This window comes from Mesorhizobium sp. B2-4-13 (assembly GCF_006658535.1).
Classification (GTDB): Bacteria; Pseudomonadota; Alphaproteobacteria; order Rhizobiales; family Rhizobiaceae; genus Mesorhizobium; species Mesorhizobium australicum.
On sequence record NZ_VFVB01000006.1, the window covers coordinates 323,050 to 337,188 of the forward strand.

Sequence of the window (14,139 nt, forward strand, 5' to 3'; positions counted from 1 at the left end):
TCAGCAGCGCACGAGAGGTCCGCTGTCGAATCCGCGCCAGCTCAACCGCACCGTCGCGCCGTCGATTTTGATATGGATGGTGCGAGAAAATGGCTCGTCGAGCGATGGGTCCGCGCCGTAGCACTGGCTGGCGCGAACCACCCAGCCGATGGCGGTTTTGCGAAAGATCGCGTGCTCGCAGCCGAGGTTGGGAAACGACAGGGCCGACTGATCCACAGTGAAGACAGTCTGGCGCTGGATGTCGGCGGTCGCATGGCAGTTCAACCTGTCGCTGGACCACGTCCCGACATAGGGCGCTGCCGCTACGGCCGGCACAATCGCCGTTGCGGAGATCGCTATGATCAGTGCCAAACGCTGCATCTTTTGTCTCCTGGGCCGCTGCGTTCGATCATACAGATTGCGGGTTTGTGTGGGGCAAGTTTTCGATCGAGGGACGATAAACGCAGCGGTTCCGGATTTCGTTTATGGTTTTGTACCGATGATGCGACTGTGCGGCCCGGCACGCAGCCGGCCTTGCTTCACAAACACATTGCCCGAGATATCGATGATCATTCGCAAACTGGCCTTCGTTGCCCTGGGTTCGCTCGGGCTCATGCAAGGGGCGAGCGCCAAGGAATGCCTCCTGAGCCACGCCACCTACCAGGAGCCACGCTCGGGCGCGGTCATGCAATTCCGGCCGCTGGGCAACGAACCGGCGGCACTGACGACGCAGGTGTTCTCGCTGGCCGTGCCTCATACCGGCATAAGCCTGCCGGCCGATATTACCTGGACCAACGGCAAGAACTCGTTTCCGCTCGGTACCATCCGCCACCCCTGCACCGACGACGACCGCGAAGCGGGTCTGCAAGACGACAGCGGGCTTTGCCGGATATGGGACGGGCAGGTCTATGCCTTGACCGGAGGCGGCGCCGAGCAGCTGAATTCGCGCGAAGCGACACCGGCGCCGAAAGGGTTGCTGTTGCCGGATTTCGGCGCGGCTTTCACCGAATGGGCCGATTTCGCCAATGCCAATCCGGATGGCTGGGCATGGGATGCCTTCACTTTGACGGGATGCAGCGATGAATAGCGCCATGAGATCGATCGTCTGGACCTGCGCCCTGTTCGCGTCCGTGACGGTATCTGCCGGGGCGCGTGCGGAGGAGCCGGTACCATCGCGGCAGCCGATCGACAAATGCGTCTGGGAAAAACTGACGGACAAGACGATCGGCCTGGTCGCATGGGCGCAGCGCTGCGATTCCGGCTTTCGCCAGATCCATTTCGAGTTTGTCGGCAATGCGCTTGCCATCAAATACAGCGATGGCGGTGCGCCAGATCCGCTTGTCGAGGTGCTCGACATCCAGCCTGGCGAAACCGCGGAGGCTGCCATGCGGCGTCTGTTCCTGGAAAAGACCGACAAGGCCGTCAACGCCCGCTGCGTGCTCGCGCCTTACACGGAGGGCACCGTGCCCGCCGGCGTCAAACGCTACACATTCAGCCCCGACGCCGCTTATGAGAAGGAACTGAAGGCGAAGGCCAATGATGAAGTACCCGAACCGCCCTGTGGCGATTGGGGCGAAATGCCGGATGGCATCCAGTATTTCGAGGTGCCGGCGAGTGCGGCGCACAAGCTGCTGTTCGTCCGGGCGGGGCAGGACGAACCGCTGTTCGATGAACAGACGCTGCGGGTGTTATCGGCTGGGTAGGTCGCCAATCCTTTACGCCAAGCAAACGATTGCAGGGCCGCGAACTGGCGATTTATGCCTCCACATACTCGGACAAGCTGACACCTTTGGGCACATTCAGCCCATCGGCTCGCAAGCCTTCAATATGGAATCGTATGGCGTCGCGAATTTCGGATTCTACCTTAGATACGATCGCGCCCGTCGCGATGCAGCCGGGCAAGTCCGGCACATAAGCAGAGAAGTTATCTCTGCCTTCTCGATCACAACGGCGTAGCGCATGTAATCGTCTCCTCGCACCGGACTGCTTAAGGACTCTGTTCGCAGTGGGCGGTGGCTTGTTCGCCTTACTCAAGTGGTATCGAATTCGACCGCGCTGCCTTATCGCAGCGTAGTATCCGCAATCGTATCGTGCATAAAACCAATTGCAGCAGCCATTGTTGAAAATGTCTTGCAGTTCTTGTTCTTCCTCCTGCCATTTAACTGATATACCGCTTCATATCTCCCTTTTGTCGGGGCAATCGTCAGCCGATGTAAATTGCCACCGACCTCCGCTGTCCAGTCATTAGGTTTTGATTGCACCCAGTCCAACTTAACGGACAGTGCCTCAAGGGCCTGCCGCATTTCACGCGCGCTTCCATATCGTTTGGTCGAGTCATAATGGCAGGCCTTGTTGCAGACGCGGCGAAGTCTCTGCGGGACATAACCCGGAAATCCGCATCGGTTAATGACCTTACCCTTCTTCAAATCAGAAGTGCTAAGCGAATGTGCATCCCAGTCGTTCACATTGCTTGCAAGCTGAAAAAGTGAAATTCCAGAAGAAAATATGTCAGTCTGAATTGTGGTTTTCCCGCCGGAAAATAGCTCCGGGGCAGCGTATACAGGCGTGCCTTTGGCGCTTCCATGCGGAACACCCCCAGACACTTTTGCAAGGCCAAAATCTGAGAGCTTTGCTTTTCCACCTGAAAGCATGAAATTTGCTGGCTTTATATCACGATGCAGCACAGAATGATGGTGGGCGTTCTCAAGGGCGAATAGTACGTGGATCAGCCACCGGATCGCCTTTTTCACGGATACGTGATTGTTTTCCAAATACGACTCCGCCGAGCCATCCGGCATATACTCCATTTCGATTGCAGCGAACATCTTTCCTGCATGGCTAACAGGCTGAACGTCAAAAACCTCAACGACATATTCATGTTTACATATGTGAAGTATCTGCCCCTCCACATGAGCTTTGAAAGCCACGGGGTCCTTATTCTCGACGTATTTTACAGCGCATTCCCTGTCCATCACGAGGTCGACGGCATGGTAGACTTCACCAAACGCGCCTGCGCCGACATATTTTTTAATTTGGACGTTGCTAACATTTGATCCGGGGGCAAAGAGCATTGCTTAATCCAATCCTGCTCGCCAAGCGGCCAATGCGCTTTTTCTTTGCATGTCGTCCCAGTTTGGCGAATGCGAACCAAACTGACTATCTACTTGAGAGATTGGTCTAACCCCTTGAGCCAAGCCGAACGGTCCCCCTTTGATAAAAGCTTGCGGAGAGAACACCTTCAATGGCACGTCGCACTTTTGGCAAGACAGTGCCGTTAAACCAAGGGGCAGTATTTGATACCGAGCGGAGTTGCGGGAGCCGCTCTCAAGGATTTCTGTTGCCCCAACAATAACAGGCTTTTGAGCCTTTAAGAGCTCGTCAAAGTCTAATCGCCATCGCTCGACAAGTTCACCAAGCGGAAGATCGGGATCGTACTTAATCGATCCATGAGCAACATACTGAAATCTTTCTCCATTCTCTGATATTGTGGTGTGGCGTATCCGGCCTTTTTGATAGCTAAGTCCAACGATAATCTTCGCCATATTGGCTCCCCCTCCCCAATGCTTTTGCCTATCAATACGGGGGTTTATTCGTTGAGACAAGATGCGTGTGGATGGAGTCTCTAAGTCGACAGAAGTGTGTACGGGAGGGTTTGTCGAATATTTTCCTGCCTATTTGCATTTTCGGCCCGATCTTGCGACCGGGCCGATGATGTTACGGTTAGTTAGTGGCTAGTTCTTTCCTCAGCTGCACCCGCTCGTGGCGCCGCAAGTATCGCACTTCTCGCAGGTCCCGTTCCGCACCATCGTAAAGTTCTGGCATTCGGAGCAGGAATTGCCGGTGTAGCCCTGCAGCAGCGACTTGGCGCGGCGGTCGGCGGCGAGTTTCTTCGCTTCGGCCGCTTCATGGGCCGCCGTGTCGGTGAACAGCGCCGCGGTAGTATCGGTCGAGGCATCGGAGGCCGCTTCCTCGAAGGCGATGTCTTCCGCCAATTCCCTAGCCCGCTCCTCATAGTCGCGCTTGTAGGCGACCGCCTCGTCGGTTGCAGGCTTCAAGGCCAGCACGTTGGAGCCGGAGAAGGCTGTCGGCGCCGAGCGGGCAGGGGTGCCGGAGCCGGCAAAGCCCTTCGGCTCGCCTGCCCTCGACACCAGCTTCACCGGCGAACCGCGGGTCAGGCCCTTGGAGACTGCGTCGGTCTTGCCTTCGCTGATGCCACGGCCGAGTGCGGTGTTGGAGAAATCCGACTGGTCGACATGGGCGAGATCGTTGCGGCCGAGATACGAAATGGCCAGCTCACGGAACACATAGTCGAGGATCGACGTCGCGCTCTTGATGGCATCGTTGCCGATGACCATGCCGGCCGGCTCGAACTTGGTGAAGGTGAAGGCGTGCACATATTCGTCGAGCGGCACGCCATACTGCAGGCCAAGCGAGATCGCGATGGCGAAGTTGTTGAGAAGGCCACGCAGGGTGGCACCCTCCTTGTTCATGTCGATGAAGATCTCGCCGAGACGCCCATCGTCATATTCGCCGGTGCGCAGGAAGATGGTGTTGCCGCCGATCTTGGCCTTCTGCGTATAACCCTTGCGGCGGCCGGGCAGCTTTTCCTGTTCGCGCGACACGCGTTCGATGATGCGTTCGACGATGCGCTCGGTGATCTGCGCCGCGCGCGCCGCCGCCGGTGCCTGGATCAGCTGCTCGATCGCCTCGTCCTCGTCCTCCTCGCCATCGGCGAGCAGCGACGCATTGAGCGGCTGCGACAGCTTCGAGCCGTCGCGGTAGAGCGCGTTGGCCTTCAGCGCCAGCTTCCATGACAGCATGTAGGCGCTCTTGGCATCCTCCACCGTCGCGTCGTTCGGCATGTTGATGGTCTTGGAGATGGCGCCGGAGATGAAGGGCTGTGCCGCCGCCATCATCTGGATGTGGCTGTTGATCGACAGCGAGCGCTTGCCGATCTTGCCGCAGGGGCTGGCGCAGTCGAACACGGGGAGGTGTTCGGCCTTGAGGAAGGGCGCGCCCTCCAGCGTCATCGCACCGCAGACATGGATGTTGGCGGCCTCGATGTCCTTCCTGGAGAACCCCAGTGCCGGCAGCATTTCGAACGAGAAGTCGTTGAGCTGCTCGTCGGTGAAACCGAAGGTCTCCTTCACCCAGTCGGCGCCGAGCGTCCACTGGTTGAAGACGAACTTGATGTCGAAGGCCGACTTCAGCGCCGCGTTGAGCGCCGCGATCTTGTCGTCGGTGAAGCCCTTGGCCTTGAGCGAGCCGGGGTTGACGGCCGGCGCCTGGTTGAGATTGCCGTGGCCGACGGCATAGGCCTCGATCTCGGCGATCTGGCTCTCGGAATAGCCCAGCGTGCGAAGCGCTTCCGGCACGGCGCGGTTGATGATCTTGAAATAGCCGCCGCCGGCGAGCTTCTTGAACTTCACCAGGGCGAAGTCGGGCTCGATACCGGTGGTGTCGCAATCCATGACCAGGCCTATCGTGCCGGTCGGCGCGATCACGGTTGCCTGTGCGTTGCGGTAGCCATGCTCCTCGCCGAGTTCGATGGCGCGGTCCCAGGCGGCCTTGGCGTGGATGGCCAGATCCTGCTGCTTCAGGTCCGATGCGACGAGAGGCACAGGATTGACGGCCAGCTTCTCGTAGCCGTCCTTGTCGCCATAGGCGGCGCGGCGATGGTTGCGCATGACGCGCAGCATGTTCTGGGCGTTGCGGTCATAGTCGGGGAAGGCGCCGAGTTCGGAGGCCATCTCGGCCGAGGTGGAGTAGGCGACGCCGGTCATGATGGCGGTCAGCGCGGCACAGATGGCGCGGCCCTCGTCGGAATCGTAGGGAATGCCCGAGGTCATCAGCAGGCCGCCAATATTGGCATAGCCGAGGCCCAGCGTGCGGTAGTCGTAGGAGAGCTTGGCGATCTCCTTCGACGGGAACTGCGCCATCATGACCGAAATTTCCAGCACCATGGTCCACAGCCGCACGGTGTGCTCGTAGGCTGCGATATCGATGGTGCCGTCGGTGTTGCGGTAGGGCAGCAGGTTGATCGAGGCGAGATTGCAGGCCGTGTCGTCGAGGAACATGTATTCCGAGCACGGGTTGGAGGCCCGGATCGCACCGGCCGAAGCGCAGGTGTGCCAGTCGTTCATCGTGGTGTTGAAGTGCAGGCCGGGATCAGCCGACGCCCAGGCGGCGTAGCCGATCTTTTCCCAGAGGTCCCGCGCCTTCAGTGTCTTCAAGACCTTGCCGTCCTTACGGGCGGTCAGATGCCAGTCTGCGTCCTCTTCAACGGCGCGCAGGAAATTGTCCTTCAGCGACACCGAATTGTTGGAGTTCTGGCCCGAAACGGTGAGATAAGCGTCAGAATCCCAGTCGGTGTCGTAGGTCTTGAACGCCATCGAGGTGTAGCCCTGCTTGGCGAACTGGATGACGCGGTAGATGTAGTTTTCCGGCACAGCCGATTTCTTGGCCAACTTGATTTCGCGCTTCAGCGCCGTGTTGATGGCCGGATCGAAGCAGTCGTTGTCATGGCCTTCGCAGTTCACACAGGCCTTCATGATCGCTTCGAGATGCTTCTTGACGATCTTGGAGCCGGTCACCAGCGAGGCGACCTTCTGCTCTTCATTGACCTTCCAGTCGATGAATTCCTCGATATCGGGGTGGTCGGCGTCAACGATGACCATTTTCGCCGCACGGCGCGTCGTACCGCCCGACTTGATGGCGCCGGCGGCGCGGTCGCCGATCTTGAGGAAGCTCATCAGGCCGGACGAGCGGCCGCCGCCGGACAGCTTTTCGCCTTCGCCGCGCAGCAGCGAGAAGTTCGAGCCGGTGCCCGAGCCATATTTGAACAGGCGCGCCTCGCGCACCCACAGATCCATGATGCCGCCCTCGTTGACGAGGTCGTCCTGCACGCCCTGGATGAAGCAGGCATGCGGCTGCGGATGCTCGTAGGAGGATTTCGACTTGGTCAGCTTGCCGGTGAACGGGTCGACATAGAAGTGACCCTGGCTCGGACCGTCGATGCCATAGGCCCAGTGCAGGCCGGTGTTGAACCATTGCGGCGAGTTCGGCGCGACGCGCTGGGTCGCCAGCATATAGGCAAGCTCGTCACGGAACGCGCGCGCGTCTTCCTCCGACGCCTTGAAGTAGCCGCCCTTCCAGCCCCAATAGGTCCAGGTGCCGGCCAGCCGGTCGAAGACCTGGCGGGCGTCGATCTCGGAGCCGTAGCGCTCGGCCTCGGGAAGCTTGGCGAGTTCGGCCTCATCGGCGACGGAACGCCACAGGAAGGAGGGGACGTCGTTTTCCTCGACCTTCTTCAGGCGCGCGGGGACGCCGGCCTTGCGGAAATATTTCTGGGCCAGGATGTCGGCGGCGACCTGGGAGAACTGCGCAGGCACATCGATGTTGTCCAGGCGGAACACCACCGAGCCATCCGGATTCTTGATCTCGGAAAGCGCCTTGCGGAATTCGATCTCCGCATAAGCGGCCCCTTCTTGGCCTGCATGTCCTGGCTTGGTGAAACGACGCTCGATGCGCATTGGTCCGGTCCCTTTTGTCTATATATAGCGCTTTCATCAGGGGATTTCTGCCCCCAAAAGACGAAACGCGCAGTCCGCCGTTTGCCGGCATTGCGAACAATGCCGGCATCTCCTCTTCGCAGGCTCGGCCACGCGCACGACAATACGCCTTGCAGGCATCTGCCGAGGCTGCCAACCGGCCCGCGGGCCCCTCAAAACTGAATTTTTCGATTCCCTCACTCGAGGGAAATTCACACTATCTAGCGTCGAACTTAGCTGCAAACACTAAATATAGTATTAACGGACAATTTATTCCAGTCCGACAATTCTCCCTTTCGTCGCCCACCCAACCCACGATCGCAACGCTTCCGCCGGCCTCGTGAACAGGCGGAAATGCGGGCAAAACGCACATAATCCGGGAAAAAGACCGGGCTAAGAACTTTCCGGTCGCGCTCTCAACAGGAGCGCATGGCCTATAAAAGGCGACTCGTTTCGAGCCGTCAAGGATTCGTTTGCGTAGCTTTTGTGACCCCAACATCTTGTGTGTCACACATGTGGATAACGGGGATAGAATCGACCCGCCGTCGGCCATCTGCCCGGCGGTAAGCCGGTGCGATCGTTGGCCAGCGGCACGGGCGCTGCGAAACATTTGCTGGGATGCCGCAAAAAGCCAGCCAAGCCGGTGAGCCGGGCCTCAGCCGTAGTGTAGCTTCGGCTTGGGTTCGGTCCCGTTGAACTGTACGCCGATCCGGTCGCTGCGGCGCCAGCGGACCTCGCAGCGATAGGCGACGCCGTCGAGCGGTATGTAGAGAAGGAAATGATCGGGAACCCTGGCTTCGGCCGGTAATTTCAGTTCGGCTCCGCCCGCATGCTGGTTGCGCACCGTACAGGCGACTTCGGAATTCTGGATCCCAGTGATGACTGTTCCACCTTTGAGCACGCGCGGGCGATGCTCGCGCTGCGGCTCGCCGGGGTCGTGCTGAAGTGGGTCTGCGGGATTCGCCATCGATCAAACGCCAGGACTGATCGATCCTAATCAACAAAAATTAGCAAACCCTTTGCGGCACAAGGTTGTGCGTCCACCGCGATACACGCGAAAGGCGCCGATCAGGAGAACCTGCGTGGATCAGCACAGAAATAGGCAATGATCTGGCAAAGGTCGGGTTCATTGACCATGCGCACGGCTTCGCTGGAACTGACCCATTTGCGGGTGCGGGAGTGCTTTTCCTTCCAGCGGTCCGCGATCTTGTCGACGTGCAGTGGGAACACCAGAACCTCGCAAGGCACTTCTTCGCCCGAAGCCAGCACCTTGGCATAGAAATAGCGGCCGGCTTCGAGATGAGAGATGTTTCCGCGCAAACCGGCTTCCTCGGCGGCCTCGCGGGCGGCCGCTTCGCAGAGCGGTTCCCTGGCTTCCGGCCAGCCTTTTGGAAGCACCCAGCGGCCAGTATCACGGCTGGTGATCAACATGATCTCGATGCCGTTCCCGACATCGCGCCAGGGCAGGGCGGCAACCTGCAGACGGCACGGCGCCGTGCCGAAGAGTCGCCTGACCCTTTCAGCAAGGTGGTTGTGCGTCGTTGGTCGTGTCAACATCGGAGAAGCTAGCCCCAGCCTCCAGAATCGTTTGCCGCCTCATGAATCTTAGGGCGAATGGTGACCAATAAAAGTAAAACTTTGGTCAAGCGAGCTGATTCTCGTCAATGAGGGTCGATTTCACAGGATATTTTGCCCCCAGCGCGCTCCGCGCAAGCAAATATCGCCGTCGGCGCCAGCTCAATTGATAAAAAGCAGCTTGCCGCGAATCAGCCGGCGTGATCGTCGGCGATCGGCTTCTGATAGGTGAAACCCATGTCCCAGGGAAAATAGATCCAGGTGTCCTGGCTGACCTCGGTGACGAACGTATCGACCAGCGGCCGGCCTTTCGGCTTGGCGTAGACGGTCGCGAAATGGGCCTTCGGCATCATTGCCCGCACTATGCCGGCGGTCTTGCCGGTGTCGGTGAGGTCGTCGACGATCAGCACGCCGGCGCCATCGTCGGCCAGCAAGGCCGGCGTGATCTCCTTCAGCACCTGCAACTGCCCTTGGCTGGTGTAGTCGTGATAAGAGGCGACACAGACCGTCTCGATCACGCGGATGCCGAGCTCGCGTGAAATAATCGCCGCCGGGACCAGGCCACCACGCGTGATACAGACGATAGCCTTCCACTGACCTTTGCTGGTGCCGGCAAGCCGCCATGCAAGTGCGCGCGCGTCGCGATGGAACTGGTCCCAGGAGACCGGGAAGGCTTTTTCGGGAAGGGACATGTCTCGCGCACTCCACGGCACGCGGCGGCCGCGTGCAAGAAACAGGGGAATGCGCGCGGAATTAACTGGAAACCCCCAGACTTGGCAAGGGTGGCCGGCAGCAATCGCTGTGGACTTATCGCGACAGGAAGGCCGCGACCTGTGCCGAGCGCAGCACCGTGCGTGTTACCCCGCCGAACAGCAGCTGGCGCAGCCAGGAGTGGCTGTAGGCGCCAAGCACCAGCAGATCGGCGCCGGTCTCGGTGATCCTGTTCTGGATCATGTCGTCGACCGAGGTGCCGCTCGATTTTTGCACCGAGACGCTAACGGTGGCGCCGTGGCGCGACAGGGCCGACGCGATTTCGGCGCCCGCGGCCTCCGGGCTCTCGTCGAGCGTATCGGGCGGATCGATGACCAGTATGTCGGTTTTCTCAGCCTCGATGATGAAAGGCAAGGCATCGAAAGCGGCGCGCGCGGCCTCCTTGCTGCCGTTCCAGGCAAGCAGCACGCGTTTGAAGGTGGTGACCAGCGGGCCCGCACTCGGCACCACCAGCACCGGCCGGCCGGCGTCGTAGACAAGCGTATCGACGTCGGCGCTCGGATCGCCGCCGGTCTCGCGTTGGGCGGCGATGATGATATCGGCGGCGCGCACGCTTGAGATGCCGGTTAGCGCGCTGTCGCCGGAAAAGCTTTCCAGGCTGCGCCATTCGAAGGAAAGGCCGGAATCCTCGATCCGCTTCAGGAAGACAGCCTGGAGTTTGTCGGCCCGCTCCCGGTTCATGTCGGCGGAAACCTGCAGGAACTCCGTATCGGGAAAGCCGGTCGCCGACGTGTAGGGCACCGGGAGCGCCTCGGCATGGATGCCGATCAGATGGCTCTCGAAGCGGCTGGCAAGCGGAATGGCGCAGTCGAGCACCCGCTCGGCGTCCTGCTCGTTCTGCAGAATGGCAACAATGGTCTTGAAACGCATGATGACCCCTCAATCGTGCGAGTGACGAGCCTCGCGCCAGGGAAACGTGGTACCGTCGTTCTTGGTTCCGGTTTGCAGCGGATCAGCCCGCCTTATCCGCGAAGCCTGCCACCATGGCCTCGACGTCGGCGCGCGCGGCTTCAAGCGCCTCCGCGCTGCGGGCACGAACGACCAGTTCGGTCCAGAACTTGCCGTCGCCATACTTGGGGTAGGAGCCGATGATCGTATCCGGATGGGCTTTCTGGATCTCGCCCAATGGCCCGCCGACAAGGCCCTCGCCGAACGGACAGTGCACCGTGGCCGACAGCATTTTGGTGCCGGCTCTCAAGGTCGGCACGACATTGTCGAGCATGGCCTGGAAGATCGAGGGCACGCCGGCCATGACATGGACGTTGCCAATGCGGAATCCGGGCGCCACGGAGACGGGGTTGTCGATATGGTCGGCGCCGCGCGGCATCCGCGCCATGCGCTTGCGTGCCTCCGTGTATTCGATGCCGCGCGCGGCATAGCTCGCCTCCAGCAGGGCATAGGCCTTGGCATCGTATTCGCAAGGCACGCCAAACGCCTTGGCGATCGAATCGGCTGTGATGTCGTCATGCGTCGGGCCGATGCCGCCGGTGGTGAAGACATAAGTATAGCGCGCGCGCACGGCATTCACCGCCGCGACGATCTCGTCTTCCTCGTCGGGAACAATGCGTACCTCCTTCAGGTCGATGCCGATCGCCGTCATGATATCGGCGAGATGGCCGATGTTCTTGTCCTTGGTGCGGCCGGACAGAATCTCATCGCCGATGACGAGCATGGCGGCAGTGACGATTTCAGGCATGGAACGCTCCGGCAGGACGGGTCGCCTGAAATAGCGCGGCGGATGGGCGGCGGCAATGCCGTCCAAAGGCGAACGATCCGACACGTCCACCACACCTGCATTGCAGTACCAAGCGCGGCTTGACCAGGATGGGAACAAGCCCTTCCGGATTGTCCTCGGTCGCGGAGGGCGACCAGGGCCGAGGTGGTGCCGCAATCCGTGGCGCCCGAACAGGTCACAGCCTTCGAGCGCATGGCGGCACGCGCTTTTGTCACCCGACATCACCGCCACTTCACGAGAATTTCAGGGAACCATTCGGCTGACGGTCAGGTTTACCCCGTGTCGCATCCCAAGGCGGCCAAGATCAAGATACGGAGTAAAATCAATGTACAGGAAACTTTTCGCAGCATCCGTCCTGACGATCGGTCTCGCCACATCGGCGATGGCCCAATCGTCGGACGCTACCTATTCCAACCATCACAATTGGTGGCTGTTCGGCAATGAGGATTCGTCGGCCATCGACCAGAGCACCACTGGCAGCATCAACGCCGACGGCTCTGGATTGAGCACCCTTGGCAACCCCGGCCCGGCCGGGCCTTGTGCCTCAAGCACGCCAGGCCCCGATGCGAACGCTCAGGGCAACGTCAACGATCAGTATTGCGGCAAGTAAATAGGCAGCCGCGTATTGCCTGCCGCGGGACGCCGTCTCTCCTGGCGTCCGCGGCTGGCGCAGGGCTGGATCAATCCGAGATTTCAGTCTGAGGCCGATCGCGGCCGTCGGCCAGTTCCTCGTGCCATTTGCCCTCGGCGTCCTCATACTGGATACCATCGGTGGAACCCGCCACCTGCTGTTCGGCCGAAGCGATCTCGGCGGCACGCAATGCATCCTGATGGGTGGGAAATGTCTCCGAGAAGGTCGCACCGACCTTGTAGGCCCAGCCACCGTCATGCTCGACGATCTTGTAAGTCAGCTTCGCCATCAAAACCTCCAGTTAAAAGGTCCGCCTGCTCAATGCAGCCGGTCGTCGGGCAGCTTGTCGTCGGGCACCAGCACTTCCGATTCCCTGGCCGCCTCGATCAGTGCCCGGCGCGCTTCCGCTGTCGAACGATAACCTTCCAGCACTTTGAGGCAAGTGTCGAGGGCATCACGATGACGAGGCCCGCGATTGAGCGGCCACACCGTCATCAGGCACTCGGCCGCCTCCTGGGTCGAGCGGATATGGCGATATTTACCGACATGGCCAAGCTCGACCACGACCGGCGTTTCAAAGGGTTTGTTGTCCATCATCATGGCCGCAACGCAAAGCAGCCAATTTGGTTGCAAAAGTGGCCTTCGGCCTGCGCCCAAAGGTCGCGACGCCGTTGCGCAAGCGCGTCCGCGTCGGGAGAAAGGGCGATCAGCCGGCGGCCTTCATCCAATGTTCCATCGTCGTCACCGAGCGGGCGAGCTGCGGCGCCGGATGAATCTTTTCGCTGAACGTGGCGGCCGCACGCCATCCCCAGCGCGGATCGGCGAGGAAGGCTCGCGCCAGCGCCACCATGTCGGCGCGACCCTCGGCGATAACAGCCTCGGCCTGTTTCGGGTCGTCGATCAGGCCGACCGCCCGGGTCGGGATGCCCGCGCCCTTGCGCACGGCTTCGGCCAGATGCACCTGATAGCCGGGGCCGGTGGGTAATTTCTGCAATGGCGAATTGCCGCCGCTCGAGCAGCAGAGATAGGCGACGCCTTCGGCCTTCAGCGCTTTCGCCACCTCGACCGCGTCCGCGACGTCAAAGCCGCCATCGACCCAGTCCTTCACCGACAGCCGTGCGCCGAGCATCAGTTTCGGCGCGGCTTTCTTCACCGCCCTGGCGATCTCGACGACGAGACGCATCCGGTTTTGCAGCGAGCCACCCCAGCGATCCGTGCGCTGGTTGGACAGCGGCGACAGGAACTGGAAGATGAGGTAGCCATGCGCCGCATGCAGTTCGATGAAGTCGAAGCCGGCACGGTCGGCCCGCCTTGCGGCGTCCGCGAACCGCTCGACGAGCTGCAGGATTTCCTCATCGTCCAGGGCGCGCGGCACGTTCCAGCCGGTGTCGTAGGCGATGGCTGAAGCCGAGACGGTCTGCCAGGGATCCTCGTTTGGCTGCAATGGGCCGCCGCCTTCCCAGGGCTTGCGGTTCGAGGCCTTGCGGCCGGCATGCGCCAGCTGCGTGCCGAACTTAGTGCCGGGCGCGGCCACGCGCTTGGCCGCATCCAGCGCGCGCCGCGCGGCGGCTTCATTGTCTTCGGAATAGAGGCCGAGACAGCCATGGCTGATGCGTCCGCGCCGCTCGACGTCGGTCATCTCCACCGTGACCATGCCGGCACCGGACATGGCAAGGTTCATCCAGTGGTAAAGATGCCAGTCGCTGGCCGAGCCGTCCTCGGCGGAATACTGGCACATCGGCGCGACGGCGATGCGGTTGGGGAAGGTGAGCCCATCGAGAGTGATCGGCTGGAAAAGCGATGTCGTCATGGAAAGACTCCGGGAAGGGGAATGCGCTATCTAGGCGACGGCACCCGTCCATACCACACACGAGACGGTGAAGCGCGCGCTGGACCAA

15 protein-coding genes and 1 pseudogene are annotated in these 14,139 nt (G+C 60.8%); 3 read left to right on the forward strand and 13 right to left on the reverse strand.

Annotated elements, in window-relative coordinates; translation table 11 throughout:
• Positions 1–360 carry a hypothetical protein gene (locus FJ936_RS18850; RefSeq protein ID WP_140787487.1) on the reverse strand — a complete coding sequence of 120 codons (360 nt, stop codon included), beginning with the start codon at positions 358–360 and terminating at the stop codon, positions 1–3.
• Positions 361–544: 184 nt separating this feature from the next.
• On the opposite strand from FJ936_RS18850, the gene FJ936_RS18855 reads away from it, so the two are divergent.
• Both FJ936_RS18855 and FJ936_RS18860 read left to right on the forward strand, forming a co-directional pair.
• Positions 545–1,066, forward strand: coding sequence for a hypothetical protein (locus tag FJ936_RS18855; protein ID WP_140787485.1), 522 nt, complete (start codon positions 545–547; stop codon positions 1,064–1,066).
• A gap of 4 nt (positions 1,067–1,070) precedes the next feature.
• The gene (locus FJ936_RS18860) at positions 1,071–1,682 is read left to right on the forward strand and encodes a hypothetical protein (RefSeq protein ID WP_246680496.1); all 612 of its coding nucleotides are present in this window, start codon (positions 1,071–1,073) and stop codon (positions 1,680–1,682) included.
• Between the two features lie 52 nt (positions 1,683–1,734).
• Here FJ936_RS18860 and FJ936_RS18865 read toward each other — a convergent pair.
• The 9 genes and pseudogenes from FJ936_RS18865 to FJ936_RS18905 form a co-directional block, all read right to left on the reverse strand.
• Positions 1,735–1,940: pseudogene (locus FJ936_RS18865) on the reverse strand (type II toxin-antitoxin system HicB family antitoxin).
• 99 nt (positions 1,941–2,039) lie between these two features.
• Complete coding sequence (locus FJ936_RS18870; protein WP_140787481.1) at positions 2,040–3,050, reverse strand: serine/threonine-protein kinase; 1,011 nt, start codon at positions 3,048–3,050, stop codon at positions 2,040–2,042.
• Positions 3,051–3,053: 3 nt separating this feature from the next.
• A complete protein-coding gene (locus FJ936_RS18875; protein ID WP_140787479.1) occupies positions 3,054–3,521 on the reverse strand; it encodes a hypothetical protein in 468 nt (155 codons plus the stop codon).
• A gap of 201 nt (positions 3,522–3,722) precedes the next feature.
• Positions 3,723–7,511: a vitamin B12-dependent ribonucleotide reductase gene (locus tag FJ936_RS18880; RefSeq protein ID WP_140787477.1), complete on the reverse strand. Its 3,789-nt coding sequence runs from the start codon at positions 7,509–7,511 to the stop codon at positions 3,723–3,725.
• A 673-nt stretch (positions 7,512–8,184) separates the two neighbouring features.
• Entirely contained in the window at positions 8,185–8,496 is a 312-nt protein-coding gene (locus FJ936_RS18885; RefSeq protein ID WP_015318086.1) for a PilZ domain-containing protein, read from the reverse strand.
• Positions 8,497–8,597: 101 nt separating this feature from the next.
• Complete coding sequence (locus tag FJ936_RS18890) at positions 8,598–9,086, reverse strand: NUDIX hydrolase (protein ID WP_140787475.1); 489 nt, start codon at positions 9,084–9,086, stop codon at positions 8,598–8,600.
• Between the two features lie 209 nt (positions 9,087–9,295).
• Entirely contained in the window at positions 9,296–9,796 is a 501-nt protein-coding gene (gene gpt / locus FJ936_RS18895) for a xanthine phosphoribosyltransferase (protein ID WP_015318084.1), read from the reverse strand.
• A 115-nt stretch (positions 9,797–9,911) separates the two neighbouring features.
• A complete protein-coding gene (locus tag FJ936_RS18900) occupies positions 9,912–10,745 on the reverse strand; it encodes a universal stress protein (protein WP_140787473.1) in 834 nt (277 codons plus the stop codon).
• Positions 10,746–10,827: 82 nt separating this feature from the next.
• Positions 10,828–11,571, reverse strand: coding sequence for a competence/damage-inducible protein A (locus FJ936_RS18905; protein ID WP_140787683.1), 744 nt, complete (start codon positions 11,569–11,571; stop codon positions 10,828–10,830).
• A 364-nt stretch (positions 11,572–11,935) separates the two neighbouring features.
• On the opposite strand from FJ936_RS18905, the gene FJ936_RS18910 reads away from it, so the two are divergent.
• Complete coding sequence (locus FJ936_RS18910) at positions 11,936–12,220, forward strand: hypothetical protein (protein ID WP_015318081.1); 285 nt, start codon at positions 11,936–11,938, stop codon at positions 12,218–12,220.
• 70 nt (positions 12,221–12,290) lie between these two features.
• Here FJ936_RS18910 and FJ936_RS18915 read toward each other — a convergent pair whose 3' ends face one another.
• The 3 genes from FJ936_RS18915 to FJ936_RS18925 all read right to left on the reverse strand — a co-directional run bounded on the left by FJ936_RS18915 (position 12,291) and on the right by FJ936_RS18925 (position 14,051).
• A complete protein-coding gene (locus FJ936_RS18915; RefSeq protein ID WP_015318080.1) occupies positions 12,291–12,530 on the reverse strand; it encodes a DUF2188 domain-containing protein in 240 nt (79 codons plus the stop codon).
• A 29-nt stretch (positions 12,531–12,559) separates the two neighbouring features.
• Positions 12,560–12,838: a DUF982 domain-containing protein gene (locus tag FJ936_RS18920; protein ID WP_032935880.1), complete on the reverse strand. Its 279-nt coding sequence runs from the start codon at positions 12,836–12,838 to the stop codon at positions 12,560–12,562.
• Positions 12,839–12,947: 109 nt separating this feature from the next.
• Entirely contained in the window at positions 12,948–14,051 is a 1,104-nt protein-coding gene (locus tag FJ936_RS18925) for an NADH:flavin oxidoreductase/NADH oxidase (protein ID WP_140787469.1), read from the reverse strand.
• Positions 14,052–14,139: the final 88 nt, after the last annotated feature.

Excerpts from the sequence above, each read along its gene's own strand:
- FJ936_RS18900 (WP_140787473.1), bottom strand. The coding sequence starts at position 10,745 with ATGCGTTTCAAGACCATTGTTGCCATTCTGCAGAACGAGCAGGACGCC.
- FJ936_RS18875 (WP_140787479.1), bottom strand. The coding sequence starts at position 3,521 with ATGGCGAAGATTATCGTTGGACTTAGCTATCAAAAAGGCCGGATACGC.
- FJ936_RS18880 (WP_140787477.1), bottom strand. The coding sequence starts at position 7,511 with ATGCGCATCGAGCGTCGTTTCACCAAGCCAGGACATGCAGGCCAAGAA.
- FJ936_RS18920 (WP_032935880.1), bottom strand. The coding sequence starts at position 12,838 with ATGATGGACAACAAACCCTTTGAAACGCCGGTCGTGGTCGAGCTTGGC.
- FJ936_RS18885 (WP_015318086.1), bottom strand. The coding sequence starts at position 8,496 with ATGGCGAATCCCGCAGACCCACTTCAGCACGACCCCGGCGAGCCGCAG.
- FJ936_RS18905 (WP_140787683.1), bottom strand. The coding sequence starts at position 11,571 with ATGCCTGAAATCGTCACTGCCGCCATGCTCGTCATCGGCGATGAGATT.
- FJ936_RS18915 (WP_015318080.1), bottom strand. The coding sequence starts at position 12,530 with ATGGCGAAGCTGACTTACAAGATCGTCGAGCATGACGGTGGCTGGGCC.
- FJ936_RS18860 (WP_246680496.1), top strand. The coding sequence starts at position 1,071 with ATGAGATCGATCGTCTGGACCTGCGCCCTGTTCGCGTCCGTGACGGTA.
- FJ936_RS18870 (WP_140787481.1), bottom strand. The coding sequence starts at position 3,050 with ATGCTCTTTGCCCCCGGATCAAATGTTAGCAACGTCCAAATTAAAAAA.
- FJ936_RS18910 (WP_015318081.1), top strand. The coding sequence starts at position 11,936 with ATGTACAGGAAACTTTTCGCAGCATCCGTCCTGACGATCGGTCTCGCC.
- FJ936_RS18925 (WP_140787469.1), bottom strand. The coding sequence starts at position 14,051 with ATGACGACATCGCTTTTCCAGCCGATCACTCTCGATGGGCTCACCTTC.
- FJ936_RS18850 (WP_140787487.1), bottom strand. The coding sequence starts at position 360 with ATGCAGCGTTTGGCACTGATCATAGCGATCTCCGCAACGGCGATTGTG.
- FJ936_RS18890 (WP_140787475.1), bottom strand. The coding sequence starts at position 9,086 with ATGTTGACACGACCAACGACGCACAACCACCTTGCTGAAAGGGTCAGG.
- gpt (WP_015318084.1), bottom strand. The coding sequence starts at position 9,796 with ATGTCCCTTCCCGAAAAAGCCTTCCCGGTCTCCTGGGACCAGTTCCAT.
- FJ936_RS18855 (WP_140787485.1), top strand. The coding sequence starts at position 545 with ATGATCATTCGCAAACTGGCCTTCGTTGCCCTGGGTTCGCTCGGGCTC.